Below are 18,727 nucleotides of genomic sequence, written 5' to 3'. Positions count from 1 at the left end.
CGACCCAACAACGCAAAGGAATTGCCATGAAAGACGAAACCCTCTCGATTCATCACGGCTACCAGACCGACCCTACCACCAAATCGGTGGCCACCCCTATCTATCAAACCGTCGCTTACGAGTTCGATAATGCCCAACACGGTGCTGACCTGTTCAACCTTGATGTTCCAGGCAATATCTACTCTCGGATAATGAACCCGACCAACGACGTGTTGGAGCAACGGGTGGCGGCATTAGAGGGCGGTATCGCGGGGCTTTGTGTCAGTGCTGGTGCGGCCGCCATCACCTATACCATGCAAACTCTCGCCAAGGCCGGTGATAACATCGTCGCCACACCACAGCTTTACGGGGGCACCTATACCTTGTTTGCCCATATGCTCCCCGAGCAAGGCATTGAAGTACGTTTTGCCCCCAGTGACGACGCCAGTGCGATTGAGGCGCTGATTGATGACAACACCAAAGCGGTCTATTGCGAGTCGATTGGTAACCCTGCCGGCAATATCGCGGATATCCCCGGTTTTGCCAAGGTCGCTCACGCGCATGGGGTCCCCTTGGTCGTCGATAATACCGTCGCCACGCCTGTTCTGTGCAAACCGATTGAGCATGGTGCCGATATCGTGGTGCACTCACTCACCAAGTACATTGGCGGTCATGGCACTACCCTTGGCGGTATAATTGTCGATGGCGGCACCTTTGACTGGGTGGCACATCAAGCCCGCTTCCCGCAATTCTCACAACCGGAGCCGGCCTATCACGGCGTGGTTTATAGTGAGACCTTTGGCCCAGCCGCGTTTATTGCCCGCGCACGTACAGTGCCGCTACGTAACAGTGGCGCGGCCCTCTCGCCGATGAATGCTTTTATGTTGATGCAGGGGTTAGAAACCTTAAGCCTACGTATGGAGCGCCATTGCGAGAACGCCAAAGCCGTGGCCGATTACCTTGCCAATCACCCGGCCGTGGCGTGGGTCAACTATGCCGGTCAACTCAATCACCCTCATTACCAACGTGCTAAGTCGCTTATCCGCGGTGGACTGCCGGCCTCATTGCTGTCATTCGGCTTAAAAGGCGGCTTTGACGAGGGAGTGAAATTTTATGATGCGCTGAATCTTTTCAAGCGCTTGGTGAATATTGGTGACGCCAAGTCACTGGCGTGCCATCCCGCCTCGACCACGCACCGCCAGTTGAACGAGCAAGAGCAAGCGAAAGCCGGGGTGACACCCGAGATGATCCGTCTTTGTGTCGGCATTGAGCATATCGATGACATCATTGCCGACTTAGAACAAGCCTTGGCGACGGCGAAATAGCCCAAAGAAGGCTAGCCGCTCCCGGGCTAAACAATCGTTGTACCAACAAAACTGTGGATATAAGAGATGTCACTTCCCCATGTAATACTGACAGTGCTAAGCAACTGTGAGGCGACGGGTTATGATATTACCAAGGCGTTTTCCACCACCATCAGTAATGTGTGGAAAGCCAGCCATCAACAGGTATATCGTGAACTCAATAAGCTCGCCGATCGAGGTGCGGTCACCTACCGGCTTGAACCGCAAGTCGGGAAACCGGATAGAAAGGTGTACGCCATCACGCCTGTTGGCACCGACATGCTAGAAGCGTGGTTTATTCAAACGCCCAAGTTAGCGCCACCGCGTGACGAGTACGTGGCAAGATTACTCAGTTGTGAGGTGCTCGACCCCGCTCCCATGCTGGATCATGTGAATAACTTGATTGCCGAGTCTCAGCAGCTACTTAATCACTATACGCTACTGGAACAACGTGAATATGGCCAAGTCACACTACTGACCTCACAACAACGTTTAATGCGCCTCGCACTGCGACGCAGTATTCATCAACGCCGCGCCTGGTTGGCCTGGGCGCAGGAAGTGCGCGACGAACTCACTATGCTCGCGGCCAGTGCTTAATCAATACAACAAACACAACACGCAACCTAATACGCCCCGACATAACCGGGGCGCATTTTTAAGGTGTGACCGCAAGTGGGCGAACCCCCAAGGTATGACACAGGGCATAGGTTAATTCCGCACGGTTAAGGGTATAAAAGTGAAAATCTTTCACCCCTTCGCGGCTTAGCACCCGCACCATATCAAGCGCAATCGAGGCGCCCACCATCTGGCGCGTGACGGGATCATCTTCCAATCCTTGATACTGTTTGTGCATCCACTGCGGCACACGCACATTGGTCATCTTGGCAAAGCGTGACGCCTGCTTGAAGTTAGAGACGGGCAAAATCCCCGGCACAATCTCCACATCAATCCCCGCGGCCACACAGCGGTCACGAAAGCGCAGATAGCTTTCAACATCGAAGAAAAACTGGGTAATGGCACGGCTGGCCCCCGCATCCACTTTGCGTTTAAGGTTAATTAAATCCGCCTGTGCGCTTTTCGCTTCTGGATGTACCTCAGGGTAAGCGGCAACCGAGATATCAAAGTCATGCTCCTCTTTGAGCAAACGCACCAAGTCCACCGCATACATATCCGGCTTTTTCTCTGGCGAGGGTAAATCCCCGCGTAACGCCACAATGTCACGGATGCCATTCTGCCAATAGTCGCGGGCAATGTGGCGAAGCTCATCTTCAGTGGCATCAATGCAGGTTAGATGGGGCGCAGCGGCGATACCGGTTTGATCATGAATGCTTTTCACGATGTCATGGGTGCGATCACGCTCACCCGAGTTGGCGCCATAGGTCACCGACATGAACTTAGGTTTGAGCGCTTTTAAGCGATGCACGGAGTTCCACAGCGTCTCCTCCATGGTTGGGGTGCTGGGCGGAAAAAACTCGAATGAGACATTAATATCGCCATCTAAGTCAGCAATATTCTGATTGAGTGCATCAATGTGGCCTGCGTGCGTGTAGCTCATATCCTCTCCCTGACACCGAACGGCGCTGTTCAGTATGACTGTATCTGCTGTGTTTTATACTTATACGTTTAGACGTCCATATGTCTAAAGATTGTCGTGATTCGATGAAAATGTCAACGATACGGGCCATGAAAAATACTCATGGTGTGATGAAGATAGACGACGCGGCCACCAAAATGCGCCTAGATTGCCCATGTTTCACACAAAAAAAGCTGTCTACGCAACGCGTAGACAGCTTGATCACGGTTATCCAAGAGCAGACTAGTGAAGGCGACTTATCAAGCGATTTAAGTCGGATTGAATGGCGCCCGCCGTAACATCGCGTCCCGCCCCAGGGCCACGAATGACTAATGGATTTTCGCGATACCATTGGCTTTCAATCGCAAACACATTGTCACACGGCAACAGGTGGGCCAATGGGTGCTCGCTGGGTAAGGTTTCTAGGCTCACTTGCGCTTTACCATCAGCATTTAAGCGCGCGACATAGCGGAGCACTGACCGGTTTTTATGCGCCTTGTCTAATCGCTCTTGTAGTTGTTCATCCATTTGGTGGGCATGATCAAGAAACGCATCCAAAGACAGATCAGCCAGTGATTTAGGCACCAGGGACTCGACCTTGACCTGCTCTGGCTCAAGCGACATGCCCGCTTCGCGTGCCAAAATCACCAATTTACGCACCACGTCGGCACCCGACAGATCATCCCGCGGATCAGGCTCGGTGAGCCCTTGCTGCCATGCTTGTTCCAGTAATACGCTGAATGGCACTTCACCACTAAATTGCAAGAACAGCCACGACAAGGTGCCAGAAAAGATCCCAGACAGCGCAACAATCGTGTCGCCACTTTCACGCAGATCTTGCACCGCGTAGTTAATGGGTAACCCTGCGCCCACGGTCGCATTGTAGAGCCAATGGCGCCCGGTTTTGCTAAACGCCTGCTGAATCGCGTGATACTGCTCGGCTGGCGCGGCCCCCGCTTCTTTGTTCGCGGAGATTAAGTGAAAGCCATGCTCTGCCAGTCGCGGGTACAAGTACGCTAATGACGCACTGGCGGTGACATCCAATACAATCACATCGTCATACGGGTGATTAAGTAGGCGGGTGAGCCATTCGTCATCAAAATAAGGCTCGCAACGCTCATCAAACCCCTCTAATACCTGCGTGGCATCAATGCCGGCGAAATCAAGCCACTGGTTGCGACTGTCCACCACTGAGATCAATGACACTTCCTTGCCATGGCGTTTTTCCAGGTGTGCTTTTTGATCGGCAAAAAGGCTTAACCAGCGGGTACCAATATTACCTTTCCCTACTAGCACCAAACCAATACGGCGCTGGGCTTGAAACAAGGCATCATGCAAGCTAGCGACGAGGGCTTGAGTATGTACTTGGCGAAGGATCGCCACCATGCTCAGCCCGGACGCAGACTCACTGATAAACTCCACCGGTTGGGATTTCAGTTGTTGATAAAAGCCATGGCAATGGACGGGATTGTTCACCACGCCCGCTCCTACGGCCGCCACCATGGTAAAACCTTCACGCAGTTTGAGTTCAGCCGAAAGGCCAGCATCTTGAATTTGCGCCATTACTAGCGCCACCACTTCTGTGGTAAATGCCAACAATATTCGGTATTGATCGTCTTGATAATCGGTTGCCAGTGGCTGCACCTTCAGCTGTGACAAAATCCGACTAAGCTCCTGCTTTATCGCCTGAAAGTCTTGTCCTCGCGCAACATCAAACTGGAGTAAGCTTACCTCATCCAACGCCGTAATGATTTTTGCCCCGCGCCCGGTGGCTAATACGCGTTCAATACGTGTTGAGCCGCTATCCGGCGCTTGGGTGCAACGCAAGGTTAGGTCGGTGGCACTTTGCGCTACCGGCTGTAAGGTGCGGCTATGCAGCACAGGGGCAGCCAGACGCGCCAGCTCGCCCGCCTCGTCAAGACGAATCAAAGGTAGCAAACAGGCATTATCAACATGGCGAGGATCGGCGCTATACACCCCGGCGACATCACTCCAAATAGTCACACGGCTGACGCCCGCCAGCGCCCCCAAGACAGTAGCCGAGTAATCGGAGCCATTGCGCCCCAACAGCACCGTCTCTCCCGCTTGGTTTTGTGCCATAAACCCGGTGATCACCACATGTGTATCGCTATGCTGCGAAAGCTGATTTTGCAGTAAAGGCCAGGACGCACCCCGATCCACTTCTGGTTGAGCGGCGCGCTCGGCGCGCAAACACTGGCGTGAGTCTAACATCACCGCCGCACGCTGATGCTGCTTCAATAACTGGGCCAACAGGCGCGCCGACCAGACCTCACCAAAACCTTGCACGTAAGCTTTGTCATTTTCACTCACGCCCTTATCGCCCAGCGACGCGATGGTGGCAATATCCGCATAAAGTGCATCCACCAGCTGTTGTTTTGTCTCTCCATCCACCAAGTTTTCAATCAAATCTTGCTGGAAGGCGCGCACCGTTTGCAAGGTCTCATGCGCCACTCGTCCATCCTTGTCTAATTGCGCCAACCACATGATCAGCTGGTTAGTGGTTTTTCCTGCCGCAGATACCACGATCAAGTCTTGCTGGCTCGCATGCGCGGTCAATACATCGACCACGCGGCGATAGCAATCAGGGCTCGCAAGGCTACTGCCACCAAACTTGTGTAATTGGCGTGGTGACTCTGGGGACGTTTCCATCGGTTGCGCATGCATGGCAAGGTCTCTCTTAATGTCTATCAATCTCGGTAAAACGGCGCGCACGGCTGCGCAGCCTCTATCGGGGGTTGCCCCCTAAACGGGCAAAAGCATTCGCCAAATCGGCGACCAAATCTTGCGCATCTTCTAATCCAATCGACAAGCGTAATAAGGTCGGCGAAATGCCGGCTTCTGCTTGCGCTGCGTCACTCATAGCTCGGTGCGTCATCGAGCCAGGGTGAGTGATCAAGCTTTCCACGCCCCCTAGCGATTCGGCCAGAGCAAATAACGAAAGGCCGTCGATAAACCGCGCCACACCGGCTTGGTCGGTCTCTAACTCTAGGCTCAGCATGCTACCAAACCCCGCTTGCTGGCGCGCCGCAATTTGGTGGCCAGGGTGAGAGGCCAACCCGGGATAGTATATTTTCCGCACCGCCGGCACCGTTTGTAGGTAGCTCAGTACCGCTTCAGTGTTATGCTGGTGTTGTTTAACGCGCGCGCCCAGTGTACGCAACCCTCGCAATGTCATATAACTGTCAAAGGCATTGCCCGTCGCCCCTAAGCAATTTCCCCACCAAGCCAGTGCATCTGCCAATTCATCCGTACGCGCGACCACCACACCACCGACAATATCGGAGTGACCATTAATAAACTTGGTGGTGGAATGGACCACCATATCCGCGCCCAGCGCAAACGGCTTTTGCAAGGCGGGCGATAAAAAGGTGTTATCCACCACCACCCAGGCCCCAACTTGATGAGCCTTTTGGCTTATTTCTGCGATATCGACCACGCGTAAGAGTGGATTGGATGGAGTTTCCACCAGCACCAACTTGGGCTGCTTAGCCAATGCCTGCGCCAACGCCTCATGGTCGGATTGATCGACAAAACTCACCTGCCAAATGCCTTGTTTGGCGCGTGATTCGAGCAAGCGATAGGTGCCGCCATAACAATCGTGCGGGGCGACGATATGATCACCTGCCTCCAATAGAGATAACACCAAGTTTATCGCCGACATACCACAGTTAGTCACTACCGCACCCGCGCCCCCCTCTAAGTCAGTCAGCGCTTGTTCCAACTGCGCACGGGTTGGGTTGCCGCCTCGCGCGTAGTCGTAGGTAGGCACATCCCCCAGAGCCGGGAAACGGTAATTGGTCGATAAATACAAGGGAGGCACTACCGCATGGTGCTGGGTGTCGGTGCCAATCCCAGTGCGAACGGCGATGGTGTCGGTTTTTTTCTCTGTCATGATCTGTCCTTGCTAGTCTGGTTTGCGCATGGTGGGCGTGATCCAGGCGTCATACTGCCACCTTACCCGTCGCTTTTTGGGACGTCAACACTTCTAGACGTCTACACTCCTTTGCATGTGGCGGTTAATATAGCTAAAATCTCCGCAGCATCATCCTGGGTATTCCTTAATCAAGATAGGTGAGACATGGCGCAGTGGAACGGCGACTACATTAATCCGTATGCCGAACATGGTAAAAAGAAAGAGCAGGTAAAGAAGATCACCGTCTCTATCCCATTAAAAGTACTAAAAATTCTTACTGATGAGCGCACTCGTCGTCAGGTGCAAAACCTGCGTCACGCGACCAACAGCGAGTTGTTGTGTGAGGCATTTCTTCATGCCTACACCGGTCAACCTCTGCCAACCGATGACGATATCCGTAAGGATAAACCCGACAGCATCCCCGCCGAAGCGCGTCGGATCATGAAAGAGCTGGGTATCGAATTCGACGATAGCGAATACTAAAAAAACCCGCCAACCGGCGGGTTTTTCATTACCTGCAGCATCGTGCTGTCTGCCACTTACGCATGACAACATGCCTCGCTACATCATATAGTTTTCTGGCATCTCGATACGAGCTACGCCGGTTTCGACGGCCGCCAGCGCCACTGCACGTGCTACTTTCGGCAACAAACGCGCGTCCATGGGCTTGGGAATGATGTAATCAGGACCAAAGCTCAGCGAAGACAAGCCGGCGGCGTCTAATACTGTTTGTGGCACCGGCTCTTTGGCCAAACTGCGAATGGCCTCGACCGCGGCCAGTTTCATCGCATCGTTAATTTCACTGGCACGCACATCCAATGCACCACGGAAAATAAACGGGAAACAGAGTACGTTATTGACCTGGTTGGGGTAATCCGAACGCCCGGTTCCCATGATCAGATCATCACGGACTTGATGTGCCACATCCGGGTGGATTTCAGGATCCGGATTCGAGCAGGCAAATATCACGGGCTTGTCTGCCATCAGCTTCAAGGCCTCTGGTGAGAGTAAGTCTGGGCCAGATACGCCAACGAACATGTCCGCGCCTTCAATCACATCTTCGAGGGTACGTTTATCGGTGTTATTGGCAAACAGCTGCTTGTATTTGTTGATATCATCACGGCGCGTATGGATCACGCCTTTACGATCCAACATATAGATTTTTTCTCGCTGCGCACCACATTTTATTAATAGTTCCATACAGGCAACCGCGGCCGCGCCAGCACCCATGCACACCACCGTCGCCTCACGGATATCTTTGCCTTGTAGCTCGAGCGCGTTAAGCATGCCGGCAGCAGTCACGATGGCAGTACCGTGTTGGTCATCATGGAATACAGGCACTTCGCACCGTGCAATCAGTTGTTTTTCAATTTCAAAACAATCAGGGGCTTTAATATCTTCGAGGTTGATACCGCCAAAGGTGTCAGCAATATTGGCCACGGTATCAACGAACTCATCGATAGTGCGGTGTTTCACTTCAATATCAATCGAGTCCAAACCGGCAAAACGCTTGAATAATAACGCTTTACCTTCCATGACGGGCTTAGAAGCCATCGGGCCTAAGTTCCCCAATCCCAAAATCGCGGTGCCGTTTGAGATCACCGCCACCATGTTGCCTTTACCCGTATAGCGGTAAACCGCATCCGCGTCTTGCGCTATCTCTCGCACTGGCTCAGCCACACCAGGACTATACGCTAGGGCGAGATCCGCGGCCGAGTCGGCCGGTTTGCTCAATTCAACAGAAATTTTTCCGGGAGTAGGGTATGCATGATAATCCAGCGCTTGCTGGCGTTTATCGTCCGACATCTAGTGTTCCTAATTATTATCGTGAAGGGATAGATAACCAATATCGCCAGGGAAGCGTGAACGATATTAGCCAGACACTCGACAAACCACACAGGGAAGGTTTGCATTCGCATAAAGATGGTAACGCAGGGAGCAAACGTCCACCAGTGCTAACACGCATTCACGATGATGCTCGGACCTGTTACCCCAATACAAGGACGATACGATCAAAAAAAGGGACGCTGATGCGTCCCTTCTCTGTATTCGGTCAATAGCGGCTTATTTTTTGCTGCTAAGGGCACCGAAACGCTTCTTAAAGCGGTCAACACGGCCACCGGTATCAAGGATACGCTGCTTACCAGTGTAGAATGGGTGACACTTGTCACACACGTCTAGGTAGATGTCTTTGCCTAGGGTTGTGCTGAACGCGAATTCGTTACCGCAAGAGCATTTTGCTGTGACGGCTTTGTACTCTGGATGGATACCAGCTTTCATAGGGATAACCTCATCTTGAAGGCCGTGTCGCTCTCCCGATCCTAAGCCGGGCACCACACGTCGTTAACAAACATTTTCTAAGGCGCGCAATTCTAATCAAGCGCCCTCTTTTTCGCAACTTTTTTGTGCAATCATAGCGCCAGCTGAAAGGCATCAAGGCTTTGCCAACGTGTGGCTAACCGTTACACTGAGATTCCTTCTGGCCAATAAGATGTTGTGATGGAACAATTTGCTCAGGTAGCGTTGCCTGTCCCTTTGCCGAAAACCTTTGATTACCGTATCGCAGACGATCAGCATCCGGTCGTCGGCGGGCGCGTCAAGGTGCCGTTTGGACGCCAGCATAAAGTCGGCATCGTTACCGGCTTGTCGTCCACGGCCAGTGTGGAAACCAGCCAACTCAAAGCAATTGATACCGTACTCGACGCGCAACCGGTCTGGACCCCCGCCGTTTATAACCTTTTGCAATGGGCCAGTCGCTTTTACCATCACCCGCTTGGCGATGCGATGGGGGCGGTGATGCCGACTTCGCTGCGTAAAGGACGCCCGGCGACATTACAGCAACAAAAATGGTGGCAAATTACCGAATCAGGACAAAACCAACCTCTATCAGGCCTGAGCCGCGCCCCCAAACAAGCCCGAGTGTTGCAGCTGCTCACTCACGGCCCGGCCACCCAAGCCGACTTAATCGAACAAGACATCGGCGCGCCGGTACTCAAAACAGTGGCAGAAAAAGGCTGGATCGCGCCCTACTCGCCCCCTTCTCAGGCCAATGCTTGGGTAAAAAGCTTTGCGGTCACTGAAGAAAAGCCGACGCTTAATCACGAGCAAGCGATGGCGGTTGCCACCCTCAATGCCAGCGATGGTTTTGCCTGCGCGTTATTAGAGGGGATCACAGGCTCAGGCAAAACCGAGGTTTACCTCAATGTGCTAGAACCGGTGCTCGCACGCGGCCAGCAAGCGCTAATCTTGGTGCCAGAAATTGGCCTGACACCACAAACCATTCGCCGTTTTGAGCGTCGCTTTGCTGTCCCTGTGACCGTGATGCATTCAGGGCTCAGCGATACCGACCGTCTCAACGCTTGGCTGGCCGCACGCGAAAACCAAGCAGCCATTGTGATTGGTACCCGCTCTGCACTTTTTACCCCCATGGAAAAGCTTGGCATCATCATTATCGATGAGGAACACGACCCCTCTTATAAACAGCAAGATAGCTTTCGCTATCACGCCCGCGATCTAGCCGTTATGCGGGGGCATGAAGAAAACGTACCGGTGATCTTGGGCTCAGCCACGCCGTCGCTAGAAAGCTTGCATAACGCAAAGACCGGCAAATACCAGTACCTCAAACTGACTCAACGTCCTGGTAATGCGGTCACCGCCCGGCAAGGGATACTCGATATCAAAGGCCATCATTTGGAAGCCGGCTTGTCTGCGCCGCTGATTGCTGAAATGCGCCAGCACTTGCAACAAGGTAACCAGGTGATGCTGTTTTTAAATCGCCGCGGTTATGCGCCGGCGATGATGTGCCATGAGTGTGGCTGGCTGGCGAACTGCCAACGCTGTGATGCCTACTACACCCTTCATCAGCGACACCAAGAGTTACGCTGCCATCACTGCGGCCACCAAAAACGAGTGCCCCCGCAATGTGGCGACTGTGGTTCTACCCAGTTGATTAGTGTTGGCGTAGGCACCGAGCAACTCGAATCCCAGCTTGGCGAGTTGTTTCCCGAATACAATACCGTTCGCATTGATCGCGATAATACCCGGCGAAAAGGGAGCCTTGAAGGTTACTTGGCCGATATTGAAAAAGGTGAGTATCAAATTCTACTGGGCACACAAATGCTCGCCAAAGGCCATCACTTTCCTAACGTCACCCTGGTCGCCTTAGTCGATGTGGACGGGGCGCTGTTCAGCAATGATTTTCGCGCGCCTGAGCGTTTAGCCCAATTGATGGTTCAGGTGGCCGGGCGCGCCGGCCGCGCCAGCAAACCAGGTACCGTGTTATTACAGACCCATCATCCAGAACACACCCTGATCCAATCTTTAGTGCACAAAGGCTATCAAGCCTTTGCCGAATCGGCGTTAAATGAACGGCGTCAGGCATGGCTGCCGCCTTACACGTTTCTTAGCCTCTTTCGCGCCGATGGGCATGAAGAAAACAGTGTCCAGCAGTTTTTACAACAAGTCCGTCAAACACTGGCTGCCTCACCGGTTCAACAGGATGAATGTCATATTATGGGGCCGATGCCCGCCGCCATGGCGAAACGCGCGGGTCGCTATCGGTGGCAGCTCCTCATTCAAGCACCCAGCCGAAAAGTGATGCAGCAATGGCTCCAGGTGGCACTTCCGGCCATCCAACAGCTCCCCTTGTCACGTAAAGTCAGATGGTCATTAGACGTCGAGCCGCAAGACCTTTCTTAATATTCCCTTGCATTAAAGCGACAGCAATCACACTTTCATTGCAATAAGTGTTAGCTTGTCCGTGTTTAAATCGGACAAGGCTAGGTAGAATAAGGCCGCAATTGGCTAAGAGAACAGGTCAGATGAGCTAATAACTGTCTGATCTCACAATACAGATAACAAGAGGACTGTCATTATGGCGACAATGAAGGACGTTGCCCACATTGCCGGTGTATCTACAGCAACCGTATCACGCGCGCTGATGAACCCTGAAAAGGTCTCGGCCACAACCCGTAAAAAGGTTGAGCAAGCGGTCGTAGAAGCTGGCTATTCCCCTAACTCACTTGCGCGTAATTTACGCCGCAACGAGTCCAAAACCATCGTCGCTATCGTCCCGGATATCTGCGATCCTTACTTTAGTGAGATCATCCGCGGGATCGAGGAAGCGGCGATGGAGCACGGTTACCTGGTTTTGCTCGGCGATAGTGCCCAACAACACCACCGCGAAAACTCATTCGTCAACTTGGTGTTCACCAAGCAGGCAGACGGCATGCTACTGCTGGGCGCCGATGTGCCCTTTGATGTGAGTAAGCCCGAGCAGAAAAACCTGCCGCCGCTGGTGATGGCCTGTGAGTATGCCCCGGATCTTGAACTGCCGACGGTGCATATCGACAACCTAACTGCCGCGTTTGAGGCGGTCAATTACCTCACCCAAGTCGGCCACACCCGTATCGCCAATATTACTGGGGTACCAGAAACCGCACTGACACAATTCCGCTCGCAAGGTTATCAGCAAGCACTACAGCGCGCGGGGATTACCGTCAACCCAGCCTACAGCGTGGTGGGGGATTTCAGCTTTGCCTCGGGGGCACGGGCAATGACCAACCTACTCTCCCTGCCCGAGCCACCCACCGCCGTCTTCTGTCATTGCGACGTGATGGCCGTGGGCGCAATGCAACAAGCCAAACGCTTAGGCATGCGCGTACCGCAAGATATTTCGATTGTCGGATTTGATGACATCCAGTTCGCGGAATATTGCGATCCTCCCCTGACCACCGTCTCCCAACCTCGCTATGACATTGGTCGTCAGGCCATGTTAATGCTGCTCAACACCTTGCAAGGGCGTGAAGTGAACGCAGGATCACGGCTTTTAGATGCCAAGTTAGTGATCCGTGAGAGCGTTGCCCCACCGTCTCGGTAGTAAGACTGGTCAGCACGGGTCGAAGCCAGTAACATGAACGCTTTACTGGCTTTTTGAATTTGAATATTTGCTGTGGCAACTCGTGATTACGTAAAACGTGGTAAAGCACCGCGTAAAAAAAATACCCGTCGGCAACCACCCAAAGCGCGTGCTCGTTTCCCATTAAAGTGGGCGTTACTGGCTGTCTGCTTGGTTGGCGCGTTTGGCTATGGCCTGTACCTATTGAGCAACACTGACGCGCCCGCGCCTAAACCGGCAACAAACGCACAGCCTCAGCCTTCCGCGCAGAGCGATAAGGCACATCTGCCTAAAAAGCCTGAAGAAAAATGGAGTTACATCGAGGAGCTGGAGAGTAAAGAGGTGGAAGTGAAGGCCAAAGCACTGCCACAATCCACGCGTCCTTATCTGATGCAATGCGGCGCGTACCGCAGTCAAGATCAGGCGAATGAGCGTAAAGCGATCATTGCCTTTCAAGGGCTAGAAAGCCAAATCAAGATAAGCCAAGGGGAAAAAGGCACCTGGTACCGCGTGGTATTGGGTCCTTACCCGCGTAAGCGTCAAGCAGAGCGTGACCGTAATATGCTCCGACGCGCCGGAGTTGAACCTTGTGCCATTTGGTACTGGGAATAACACTGCTGCATTGTATCGGCTGGGCCAAGTCTATTCCTTGCCCAGCCTTGATTGAAATCCTCTCCTCACCCCTTGAAAAGTGATCGGTAAAGCCCAACCTCATACAGTAATCACCCATCTGGTGTACCAGACACAAAGAAAGAGGTTCCCGTGACTACAATCGTCTCCGTTCGTCGCGAAGGTAAAGTGGTTATTGCTGGCGATGGCCAAGTGTCACTCGGCAATACTGTCATGAAAGGCAATGCCCGAAAAGTTCGCCGCTTGTATAACGGCCAAGTACTCGCCGGATTTGCTGGCGGCACTGCTGATGCCTTCACCTTATTTGAGCGCTTCGAGCGCAAGCTTGAATTACACCAAGGGCACCTAACCAAAGCGGCCGTTGAACTTGCTAAGGAATGGCGTACTGATCGCGCGCTACGTCGATTAGAGGCCCTACTGGCGGTCGCCGATGAAACCGCCTCATTGATCATTACCGGTAACGGCGATGTGGTTGAACCAGAGCGCGACTTGATCGCCATTGGCTCTGGCGGCAACTATGCCCAAGCCGCCGCCGTTGCTATGCTTGAAAACACGGCGTTAGATGCCCGCGAGATCGCAGAGAAAGCGCTAACCATCGCCGGTGATATATGTGTGTTTACTAACCAGCAACACACGGTTGAAGAACTCGAGAGTAAGAAACAGGATTAGTGATGTCTGAAATGACTCCACGCGAAATCGTGCATGAGCTTGACCGTCACATTATCGGTCAAGACAATGCCAAACGTGCGGTGGCGATCGCACTGCGAAACCGCTGGCGCCGAATGCAGCTTGCCGAAGAGCTGCGTGCGGAAGTCACCCCAAAAAACATCTTGATGATTGGTCCAACCGGTGTGGGCAAAACAGAGATCGCTCGCCGGTTGGCACGACTCGCGAACGCGCCTTTCATCAAGGTGGAAGCCACCAAATTCACCGAAGTGGGTTATGTAGGGAAAGAAGTAGAAACCATTATTCGCGATCTCGCGGATGTGGCGATGAACATGACCCAGCAGCAAGCGATGGAAAAGGTCAAATTCCGCGCAGAAGAACAAGCAGAAGATCGTATCCTCGATATCTTGCTGCCACCCGCACGCGACGCATGGGGCCAAAACGAGGACAGCCAAGAGGACTCTTCAACGCGGCAAAGCTTCCGTAAAAAGTTACGCGAAGGCCAGCTTGATGATAAAGAAGTGGAAGTCGATGTCGCCGCCCCACAAATGGGCGTAGAAATCATGTCGCCACCAGGCATGGAAGAGATGACCAACCAGCTGCAAAGCATGTTCCAAAACCTCGGTGGCAACAGCACCAAAAAGCGTAAGATGAAAATCAAAGACGCCATGAAAGCACTGACCGAGGAAGAAGCCGCCAAGCTGGTTAACCAAGAAGAAATCAAAGAGCAAGCCATCCACATGGTGGAGAACAACGGTATCGTGTTCGTGGATGAAATCGATAAGATCTGTAAATCAGGCAACACCAGCGGTGGCGATGTATCTCGCGAAGGGGTGCAACGCGATCTCTTGCCATTGGTCGAGGGCAGCACAGTGTCCACCAAGCACGGGATGATCAAAACCGACCATATCTTGTTTATCGCCTCAGGCGCTTTCCAAGTATCACGGCCGTCTGATCTGATCCCGGAATTGCAAGGCCGCTTGCCCATCCGTGTTGAGCTTGAAGCACTATCTACCGATGACTTCAAGCGGATCCTCACCGAGCCAAATGCCTCGCTCACCCAGCAATATACCGCACTGCTGAAAACCGAAGACATTGATCTGACGTTTGAGGAAAGTGGTATTGATGAGCTTGCCTCTGCCGCATGGCGTGTGAACGAGAAAACCGAAAACATCGGTGCCCGTCGTCTACATACCTTGATGGAGCGCTTGATGGAAGAGGTCTCATACGACGCCAGCGAGCGTGCCGGTCAAAGCGTCACCGTCGATGCCGATTATGTCCGCCGCCACCTCGAAGAGTTAGTTGACGACGAAGATTTGAGTCGTTTCATCCTCTAAGCGTGCGAGAGACCACAACACTAGGGCAGCAAACGCTGCCCTTTTTTGCATCAAAAGTTGAGCTAGCGCAATAGCAAGTCGGATTTCAGCCAACAATGGGTTACTCCTCTCCCCGCTTGCGCGATAATAGTGGCATCGTTTTTTCGTCTTGAGGATCGCTATGCGGCCTTCTACTCTTGCGATATGGCTGGATGCGGCGCGACCTAAAACCCTACCGCTGGCCGTTACCTCGATTTTGTCCGGCAGTGCTGTCGCCGCCTCACAAGGGAGCCTGTCATGGTCAATCAGCTTGATGGCGCTGGTGACTGCCTTATTGCTGCAGATCCTGTCTAACCTCGCGAACGACTATGGTGATGCACTAAAAGGCACGGATAACGCGACGCGTATCGGCCCCATGCGCGCTATCCAATCCGGCCATGTCAGCCTGACCACCATGCGCCGCGCGCTCATGCTCAATATTGGTTTGACCCTACTCAGTGGTGGCTCACTGATTGCGATAGCCTGCCAACAACCGACCGACATTATCAGTTTCTTGCTGCTTGGCGTGATGGCGATTGTGGCAGCCATTACCTACACCGTGGGCAACAAACCGTATGGCTATCGCGGGCTGGGGGATTTATCGGTACTGATGTTTTTTGGCTGGCTCGGGGTGGCCGGCACCTATTATTTGCAGGTCGGCCATATTGATTCTTTAATCATACTTCCTGCCACCGCTTGCGGCTTGCTGGCGGTGGGCGTATTAAACATCAACAATTTACGAGATATTGATAACGATCGCGCTTGTGGTAAGCATACCTTGGTGGTGCGTTTAGGGCCGGAGCGCGGGCGTCAGTATCACGTGATCTTGCTGGCCGGCGCTATCGTTTGTTATTCCTTGTTTGCTGCCCTTACCTTGCAAGCTTGGTTGGGTTGGTTGTTCCTCGCTGGTGTCCCATTTCTGGCGCGCCACGGGCGTGACGTCTATCAAGCCACTAATGCCAGCGCCCTGCGCCCCATGATGGGAACCATGGTGCGTTGTGCACTGATCACTAATGGCCTATTTATGACGGGTATGCTGTTGGTCTAATTAGGCCACAGATTGGCCGCTTTAACATTGCAAACCCTTATGGGCTCGTTATACTTGGACTTGCCATGTTGGCAACGCTAGCTTGCCAGCCTTTTTCTGCCTCAACAAGAAGTTAGACTATGGAATATAATACCTCGGAACTATGCGACATGTACCCCGAACACGTGGATGTCGTGGAGCCAATGTTTAGCTCTTATGGGGGCCGCAGCTCGTTTGGTGGCCAAATTACCACAGTAAAATGCTTTGAGGACAATGGGTTAATTCGTGAAATGGCCGAGCAAGACGGCGAGCAGCGAATTATGCTGATTGATGGCGGCGGTTCGTTACGTCGCGCCCTTATTGACGGCGAGATTGCGCAGCTTGCCGCTGACAACGACTGGGCTGGCATGATTGTTTACGGTTGTGTTCGTGATGTCGATACCATCGATGAAATCGATATCGGCATTCAAGCACTGGCTTCGATTCCAGTGGGGACTGATGAGCAAGGTATCGGTGAAACGGATGTACCCGTCAACTTTGGCGGCGTCACTTTCTTGCCCGATGATCATGTTTATGCCGACACCACTGGCGTGATCCTTTCACCGGATGCGCTGACCATGGCAGACGAAGACCTCGACGATGCGGAAGACGACGACTGACTCGTCGTCTGATACCGAATAGCAAAACAGAGCCAATTGGCTCTGTTTTTGTTTATTCAACGTTCTCAATTTTACCTAGCAAGCTCCGAATGCGATCTTGCCATGCTTGCTGCTCATCGCGCAGTTTAGCGTTCTCCTGCTCAAGCTGCTCACGGCGCTCTTTTTCCGCGACGGCATCTTGCTCTAGTGAGCCGTTCTTTTCTTTGAGTTCTTCGATTTCCATTTGTAGCAGCGAAATGGTATCCACCGCCATTTGTACTTTAGCTTCGAGTTGTTCTAATACTTCCAATGACATCAAGGCCACCTTATTTCTGACGATTGATCCCGTTACTGCCTCATGCGCAGCAACCCGTGCAACGGAACGTGCACCCCGGCTTTATTGTACTCAGGTGATACCAGACTGCCACTGTTCTCGCTACCTGCTCGCATACAAGTGCGCAAAAAAGCAGCGCCTTTTGTCATCGCCCTTCCGGATGAGACAAAAACGCCCGCCCCGACTCCACGCAAACGTTTTCTCTTTCTGGTAGACTTGCGCGCAAATTGGGCTAAGGCCCGTCTTAGTGTGGCTGACATTTCCGGAGTACTGATGAAACGTGATCTCGCATTGGCATTCTCGCGCGTAACCGAAGGCGCAGCATTGGCTGGGTACAAATGGCTGGGGCGTGGAGACAAGAACGCGGCAGATGGTGCGGCGGTTGAAGTAATGCGCACCCTGCTTAACCTCACCGATATCGACGGTGAAATCGTGATAGGGGAAGGTGAAATTGATGATGCCCCCATGCTCTACATTGGCGAACAGGTCGGTTTAGGCGGCGATGCGGTCGATATCGCCGTTGACCCGATTGAGGGCACGCGAATGACAGCCATGGGGCAAGCCAACGCATTGGCAGTCCTCGCCGCTGGCGAGAAAGGCAGCTTTTTAAAAGCCCCTGATATGTACATGGAAAAACTGGTGGTCGGCCCCGGTGCCAAAGGGGCGATTGACCTCAATAAGCCTTTGCTCGACAACCTCGAAAACGTCGCGATAGCGTTGGGTAAACCACTCGACAGCTTGGTGGTCGCCACCTTGGCCAAACCGCGTCATGATGAAATCATTGCCAGCATGCAGGCGCAAGGGATCCGTGTCTTTGCCTTCCCCGATGGGGATGTGGCGGCCTCTATTCTCACCTGTATGCCAGAAAGTGAAGTCGATGTGATGGTTGGCATTGGCGGTGCACCAGAAGGTGTGGTATCCGCGGCCGTGATCCGGGCCCTGGGCGGCGATATGCAAGGACGATTGCTACCACGTCACGACGTGAAAGGGGATACCCCAGACAACCGCTTGCTCGGTGAACAAGAAATGACACGATGCGCGCAAATGGGGATTACCGCTCATCAGGTGTTGACGCTATCGGACATGGCCAGCAGTGATAATGTGGTATTTGCGGCGACTGGGATCACCAAAGGCGATCTGCTCGATGGCATTACCCGACACGGGGATTTAGCCACCACAGAAACCTTGGTGGTACGCGGGCAATGCCGCACCATTCGTCGGATCCGTTCGACCCATTATTTAAGTCGCAAAGATACGGCGATCAAACCGCACATCCTGTAACCCCAGTGGCCGTGAATACGGCCCTAGACTGGTCAAGCCCGTCGATTTCGATTATCCTTTTATAAAGAGTT

The 18,727-nt window shown here is 53.1% G+C and carries 16 protein-coding genes and 1 pseudogene; 11 read left to right on the top strand and 6 right to left on the bottom strand.

Going from position 1 to position 18,727, the window contains the following annotated elements:
• The first annotated feature begins 26 nt into the window (after positions 1 to 26).
• The gene (locus FCN78_RS01165; RefSeq protein WP_069361873.1) at positions 27 to 1,304 is read left to right on the top strand and encodes an O-acetylhomoserine aminocarboxypropyltransferase/cysteine synthase family protein; all 1,278 of its coding nucleotides are present in this window, start codon (positions 27 to 29) and stop codon (positions 1,302 to 1,304) included.
• Between the two features lie 66 nt (positions 1,305 to 1,370).
• The gene (locus FCN78_RS01160; RefSeq protein WP_069361874.1) at positions 1,371 to 1,919 is read left to right on the top strand and encodes a PadR family transcriptional regulator; all 549 of its coding nucleotides are present in this window, start codon (positions 1,371 to 1,373) and stop codon (positions 1,917 to 1,919) included.
• A gap of 58 nt (positions 1,920 to 1,977) precedes the next feature.
• Here the strand turns inward: FCN78_RS01160 and metF are convergent, their stop codons facing one another.
• The 3 genes from metF to metB all read right to left on the bottom strand — a co-directional run bounded on the left by metF (position 1,978) and on the right by metB (position 6,808).
• Positions 1,978 to 2,877, bottom strand: a complete 900-nt coding sequence (gene metF, locus FCN78_RS01155) for a methylenetetrahydrofolate reductase (RefSeq protein WP_069361875.1) — start codon at positions 2,875 to 2,877, stop codon at positions 1,978 to 1,980.
• A 261-nt stretch (positions 2,878 to 3,138) separates the two neighbouring features.
• Positions 3,139 to 5,580 (bottom strand): bifunctional aspartate kinase/homoserine dehydrogenase II, encoded by a 2,442-nt coding sequence (locus tag FCN78_RS01150; protein WP_077659168.1) that lies wholly within the window; start codon positions 5,578 to 5,580, stop codon positions 3,139 to 3,141.
• A gap of 61 nt (positions 5,581 to 5,641) precedes the next feature.
• On the bottom strand, positions 5,642 to 6,808 hold the full coding sequence (gene metB / locus FCN78_RS01145) for a cystathionine gamma-synthase (RefSeq protein WP_077522016.1): 1,167 nt from the start codon (positions 6,806 to 6,808) through the stop codon (positions 5,642 to 5,644).
• 186 nt (positions 6,809 to 6,994) lie between these two features.
• Here metB and metJ point away from each other — a divergent pair, with 186 nt between their 5' ends.
• Complete coding sequence (metJ, locus tag FCN78_RS01140) at positions 6,995 to 7,312, top strand: met regulon transcriptional regulator MetJ (protein ID WP_069361878.1); 318 nt, start codon at positions 6,995 to 6,997, stop codon at positions 7,310 to 7,312.
• Between the two features lie 78 nt (positions 7,313 to 7,390).
• Here metJ and FCN78_RS01135 read toward each other — a convergent pair whose 3' ends face one another.
• Complete coding sequence (locus FCN78_RS01135; RefSeq protein WP_077459028.1) at positions 7,391 to 8,635, bottom strand: malic enzyme-like NAD(P)-binding protein; 1,245 nt, start codon at positions 8,633 to 8,635, stop codon at positions 7,391 to 7,393.
• Positions 8,636 to 8,893: 258 nt separating this feature from the next.
• Positions 8,894 to 9,109: a 50S ribosomal protein L31 gene (gene rpmE / locus FCN78_RS01130; protein ID WP_046074736.1), complete on the bottom strand. Its 216-nt coding sequence runs from the start codon at positions 9,107 to 9,109 to the stop codon at positions 8,894 to 8,896.
• Positions 9,110 to 9,325: 216 nt separating this feature from the next.
• Between rpmE and priA the strand changes: the two genes are divergently transcribed.
• From priA to rraA, 7 genes and pseudogenes are all read left to right on the top strand, one after another.
• Positions 9,326 to 11,527: a primosomal protein N' gene (gene priA / locus FCN78_RS01125; RefSeq protein ID WP_077659167.1), complete on the top strand. Its 2,202-nt coding sequence runs from the start codon at positions 9,326 to 9,328 to the stop codon at positions 11,525 to 11,527.
• Between the two features lie 169 nt (positions 11,528 to 11,696).
• Positions 11,697 to 12,707, top strand: a pseudogene (gene cytR, locus FCN78_RS01120) (DNA-binding transcriptional regulator CytR); the annotation flags it as partial.
• Between the two features lie 72 nt (positions 12,708 to 12,779).
• The gene (locus FCN78_RS01115) at positions 12,780 to 13,337 is read left to right on the top strand and encodes an SPOR domain-containing protein (RefSeq protein WP_069361882.1); all 558 of its coding nucleotides are present in this window, start codon (positions 12,780 to 12,782) and stop codon (positions 13,335 to 13,337) included.
• A 150-nt stretch (positions 13,338 to 13,487) separates the two neighbouring features.
• The gene (gene hslV, locus FCN78_RS01110; protein WP_069361883.1) at positions 13,488 to 14,024 is read left to right on the top strand and encodes an ATP-dependent protease subunit HslV; all 537 of its coding nucleotides are present in this window, start codon (positions 13,488 to 13,490) and stop codon (positions 14,022 to 14,024) included.
• A 2-nt stretch (positions 14,025 to 14,026) separates the two neighbouring features.
• Positions 14,027 to 15,358, top strand: a complete 1,332-nt coding sequence (gene hslU / locus FCN78_RS01105; RefSeq protein ID WP_069361884.1) for an HslU--HslV peptidase ATPase subunit — start codon at positions 14,027 to 14,029, stop codon at positions 15,356 to 15,358.
• A 160-nt stretch (positions 15,359 to 15,518) separates the two neighbouring features.
• A complete protein-coding gene (locus tag FCN78_RS01100) occupies positions 15,519 to 16,424 on the top strand; it encodes a 1,4-dihydroxy-2-naphthoate polyprenyltransferase (RefSeq protein ID WP_069361885.1) in 906 nt (301 codons plus the stop codon).
• Positions 16,425 to 16,543: 119 nt separating this feature from the next.
• Positions 16,544 to 17,062 (top strand): ribonuclease E activity regulator RraA, encoded by a 519-nt coding sequence (gene rraA / locus FCN78_RS01095; RefSeq protein WP_069361886.1) that lies wholly within the window; start codon positions 16,544 to 16,546, stop codon positions 17,060 to 17,062.
• Positions 17,063 to 17,114: 52 nt separating this feature from the next.
• Here the strand turns inward: rraA and zapB are convergent, their stop codons facing one another.
• Complete coding sequence (zapB, locus tag FCN78_RS01090) at positions 17,115 to 17,357, bottom strand: cell division protein ZapB (RefSeq protein WP_046074728.1); 243 nt, start codon at positions 17,355 to 17,357, stop codon at positions 17,115 to 17,117.
• A gap of 291 nt (positions 17,358 to 17,648) precedes the next feature.
• Here zapB and glpX point away from each other — a divergent pair, with 291 nt between their 5' ends.
• Positions 17,649 to 18,656 (top strand): class II fructose-bisphosphatase, encoded by a 1,008-nt coding sequence (gene glpX, locus FCN78_RS01085; RefSeq protein WP_069361888.1) that lies wholly within the window; start codon positions 17,649 to 17,651, stop codon positions 18,654 to 18,656.
• Positions 18,657 to 18,727: the final 71 nt, after the last annotated feature.

The organism is Salinivibrio kushneri (assembly GCF_005280275.1).
Lineage (GTDB): Bacteria > Pseudomonadota > Gammaproteobacteria > Enterobacterales > Vibrionaceae > Salinivibrio > Salinivibrio kushneri.
This window is presented reverse-complemented; position numbering and strand designations above follow the sequence as displayed.

What these genes read in the sequence shown, in the direction of transcription:
- FCN78_RS01165 (WP_069361873.1), top strand. Translation starts at nt 27, where the DNA reads ATGAAAGACGAAACCCTCTCGATTCATCACGGCTACCAGACCGACCCT.
- FCN78_RS01160 (WP_069361874.1), top strand. Translation starts at nt 1,371, where the DNA reads ATGTCACTTCCCCATGTAATACTGACAGTGCTAAGCAACTGTGAGGCG.
- metF (WP_069361875.1), bottom strand. Translation starts at nt 2,877, where the DNA reads ATGAGCTACACGCACGCAGGCCACATTGATGCACTCAATCAGAATATT.
- FCN78_RS01150 (WP_077659168.1), bottom strand. Translation starts at nt 5,580, where the DNA reads ATGCATGCGCAACCGATGGAAACGTCCCCAGAGTCACCACGCCAATTA.
- metB (WP_077522016.1), bottom strand. Translation starts at nt 6,808, where the DNA reads ATGACAGAGAAAAAAACCGACACCATCGCCGTTCGCACTGGGATTGGC.
- metJ (WP_069361878.1), top strand. Translation starts at nt 6,995, where the DNA reads ATGGCGCAGTGGAACGGCGACTACATTAATCCGTATGCCGAACATGGT.
- FCN78_RS01135 (WP_077459028.1), bottom strand. Translation starts at nt 8,635, where the DNA reads ATGTCGGACGATAAACGCCAGCAAGCGCTGGATTATCATGCATACCCT.
- rpmE (WP_046074736.1), bottom strand. Translation starts at nt 9,109, where the DNA reads ATGAAAGCTGGTATCCATCCAGAGTACAAAGCCGTCACAGCAAAATGC.
- hslU (WP_069361884.1), top strand. Translation starts at nt 14,027, where the DNA reads ATGTCTGAAATGACTCCACGCGAAATCGTGCATGAGCTTGACCGTCAC.
- FCN78_RS01100 (WP_069361885.1), top strand. Translation starts at nt 15,519, where the DNA reads ATGCGGCCTTCTACTCTTGCGATATGGCTGGATGCGGCGCGACCTAAA.
- rraA (WP_069361886.1), top strand. Translation starts at nt 16,544, where the DNA reads ATGGAATATAATACCTCGGAACTATGCGACATGTACCCCGAACACGTG.
- zapB (WP_046074728.1), bottom strand. Translation starts at nt 17,357, where the DNA reads ATGTCATTGGAAGTATTAGAACAACTCGAAGCTAAAGTACAAATGGCG.
- glpX (WP_069361888.1), top strand. Translation starts at nt 17,649, where the DNA reads ATGAAACGTGATCTCGCATTGGCATTCTCGCGCGTAACCGAAGGCGCA.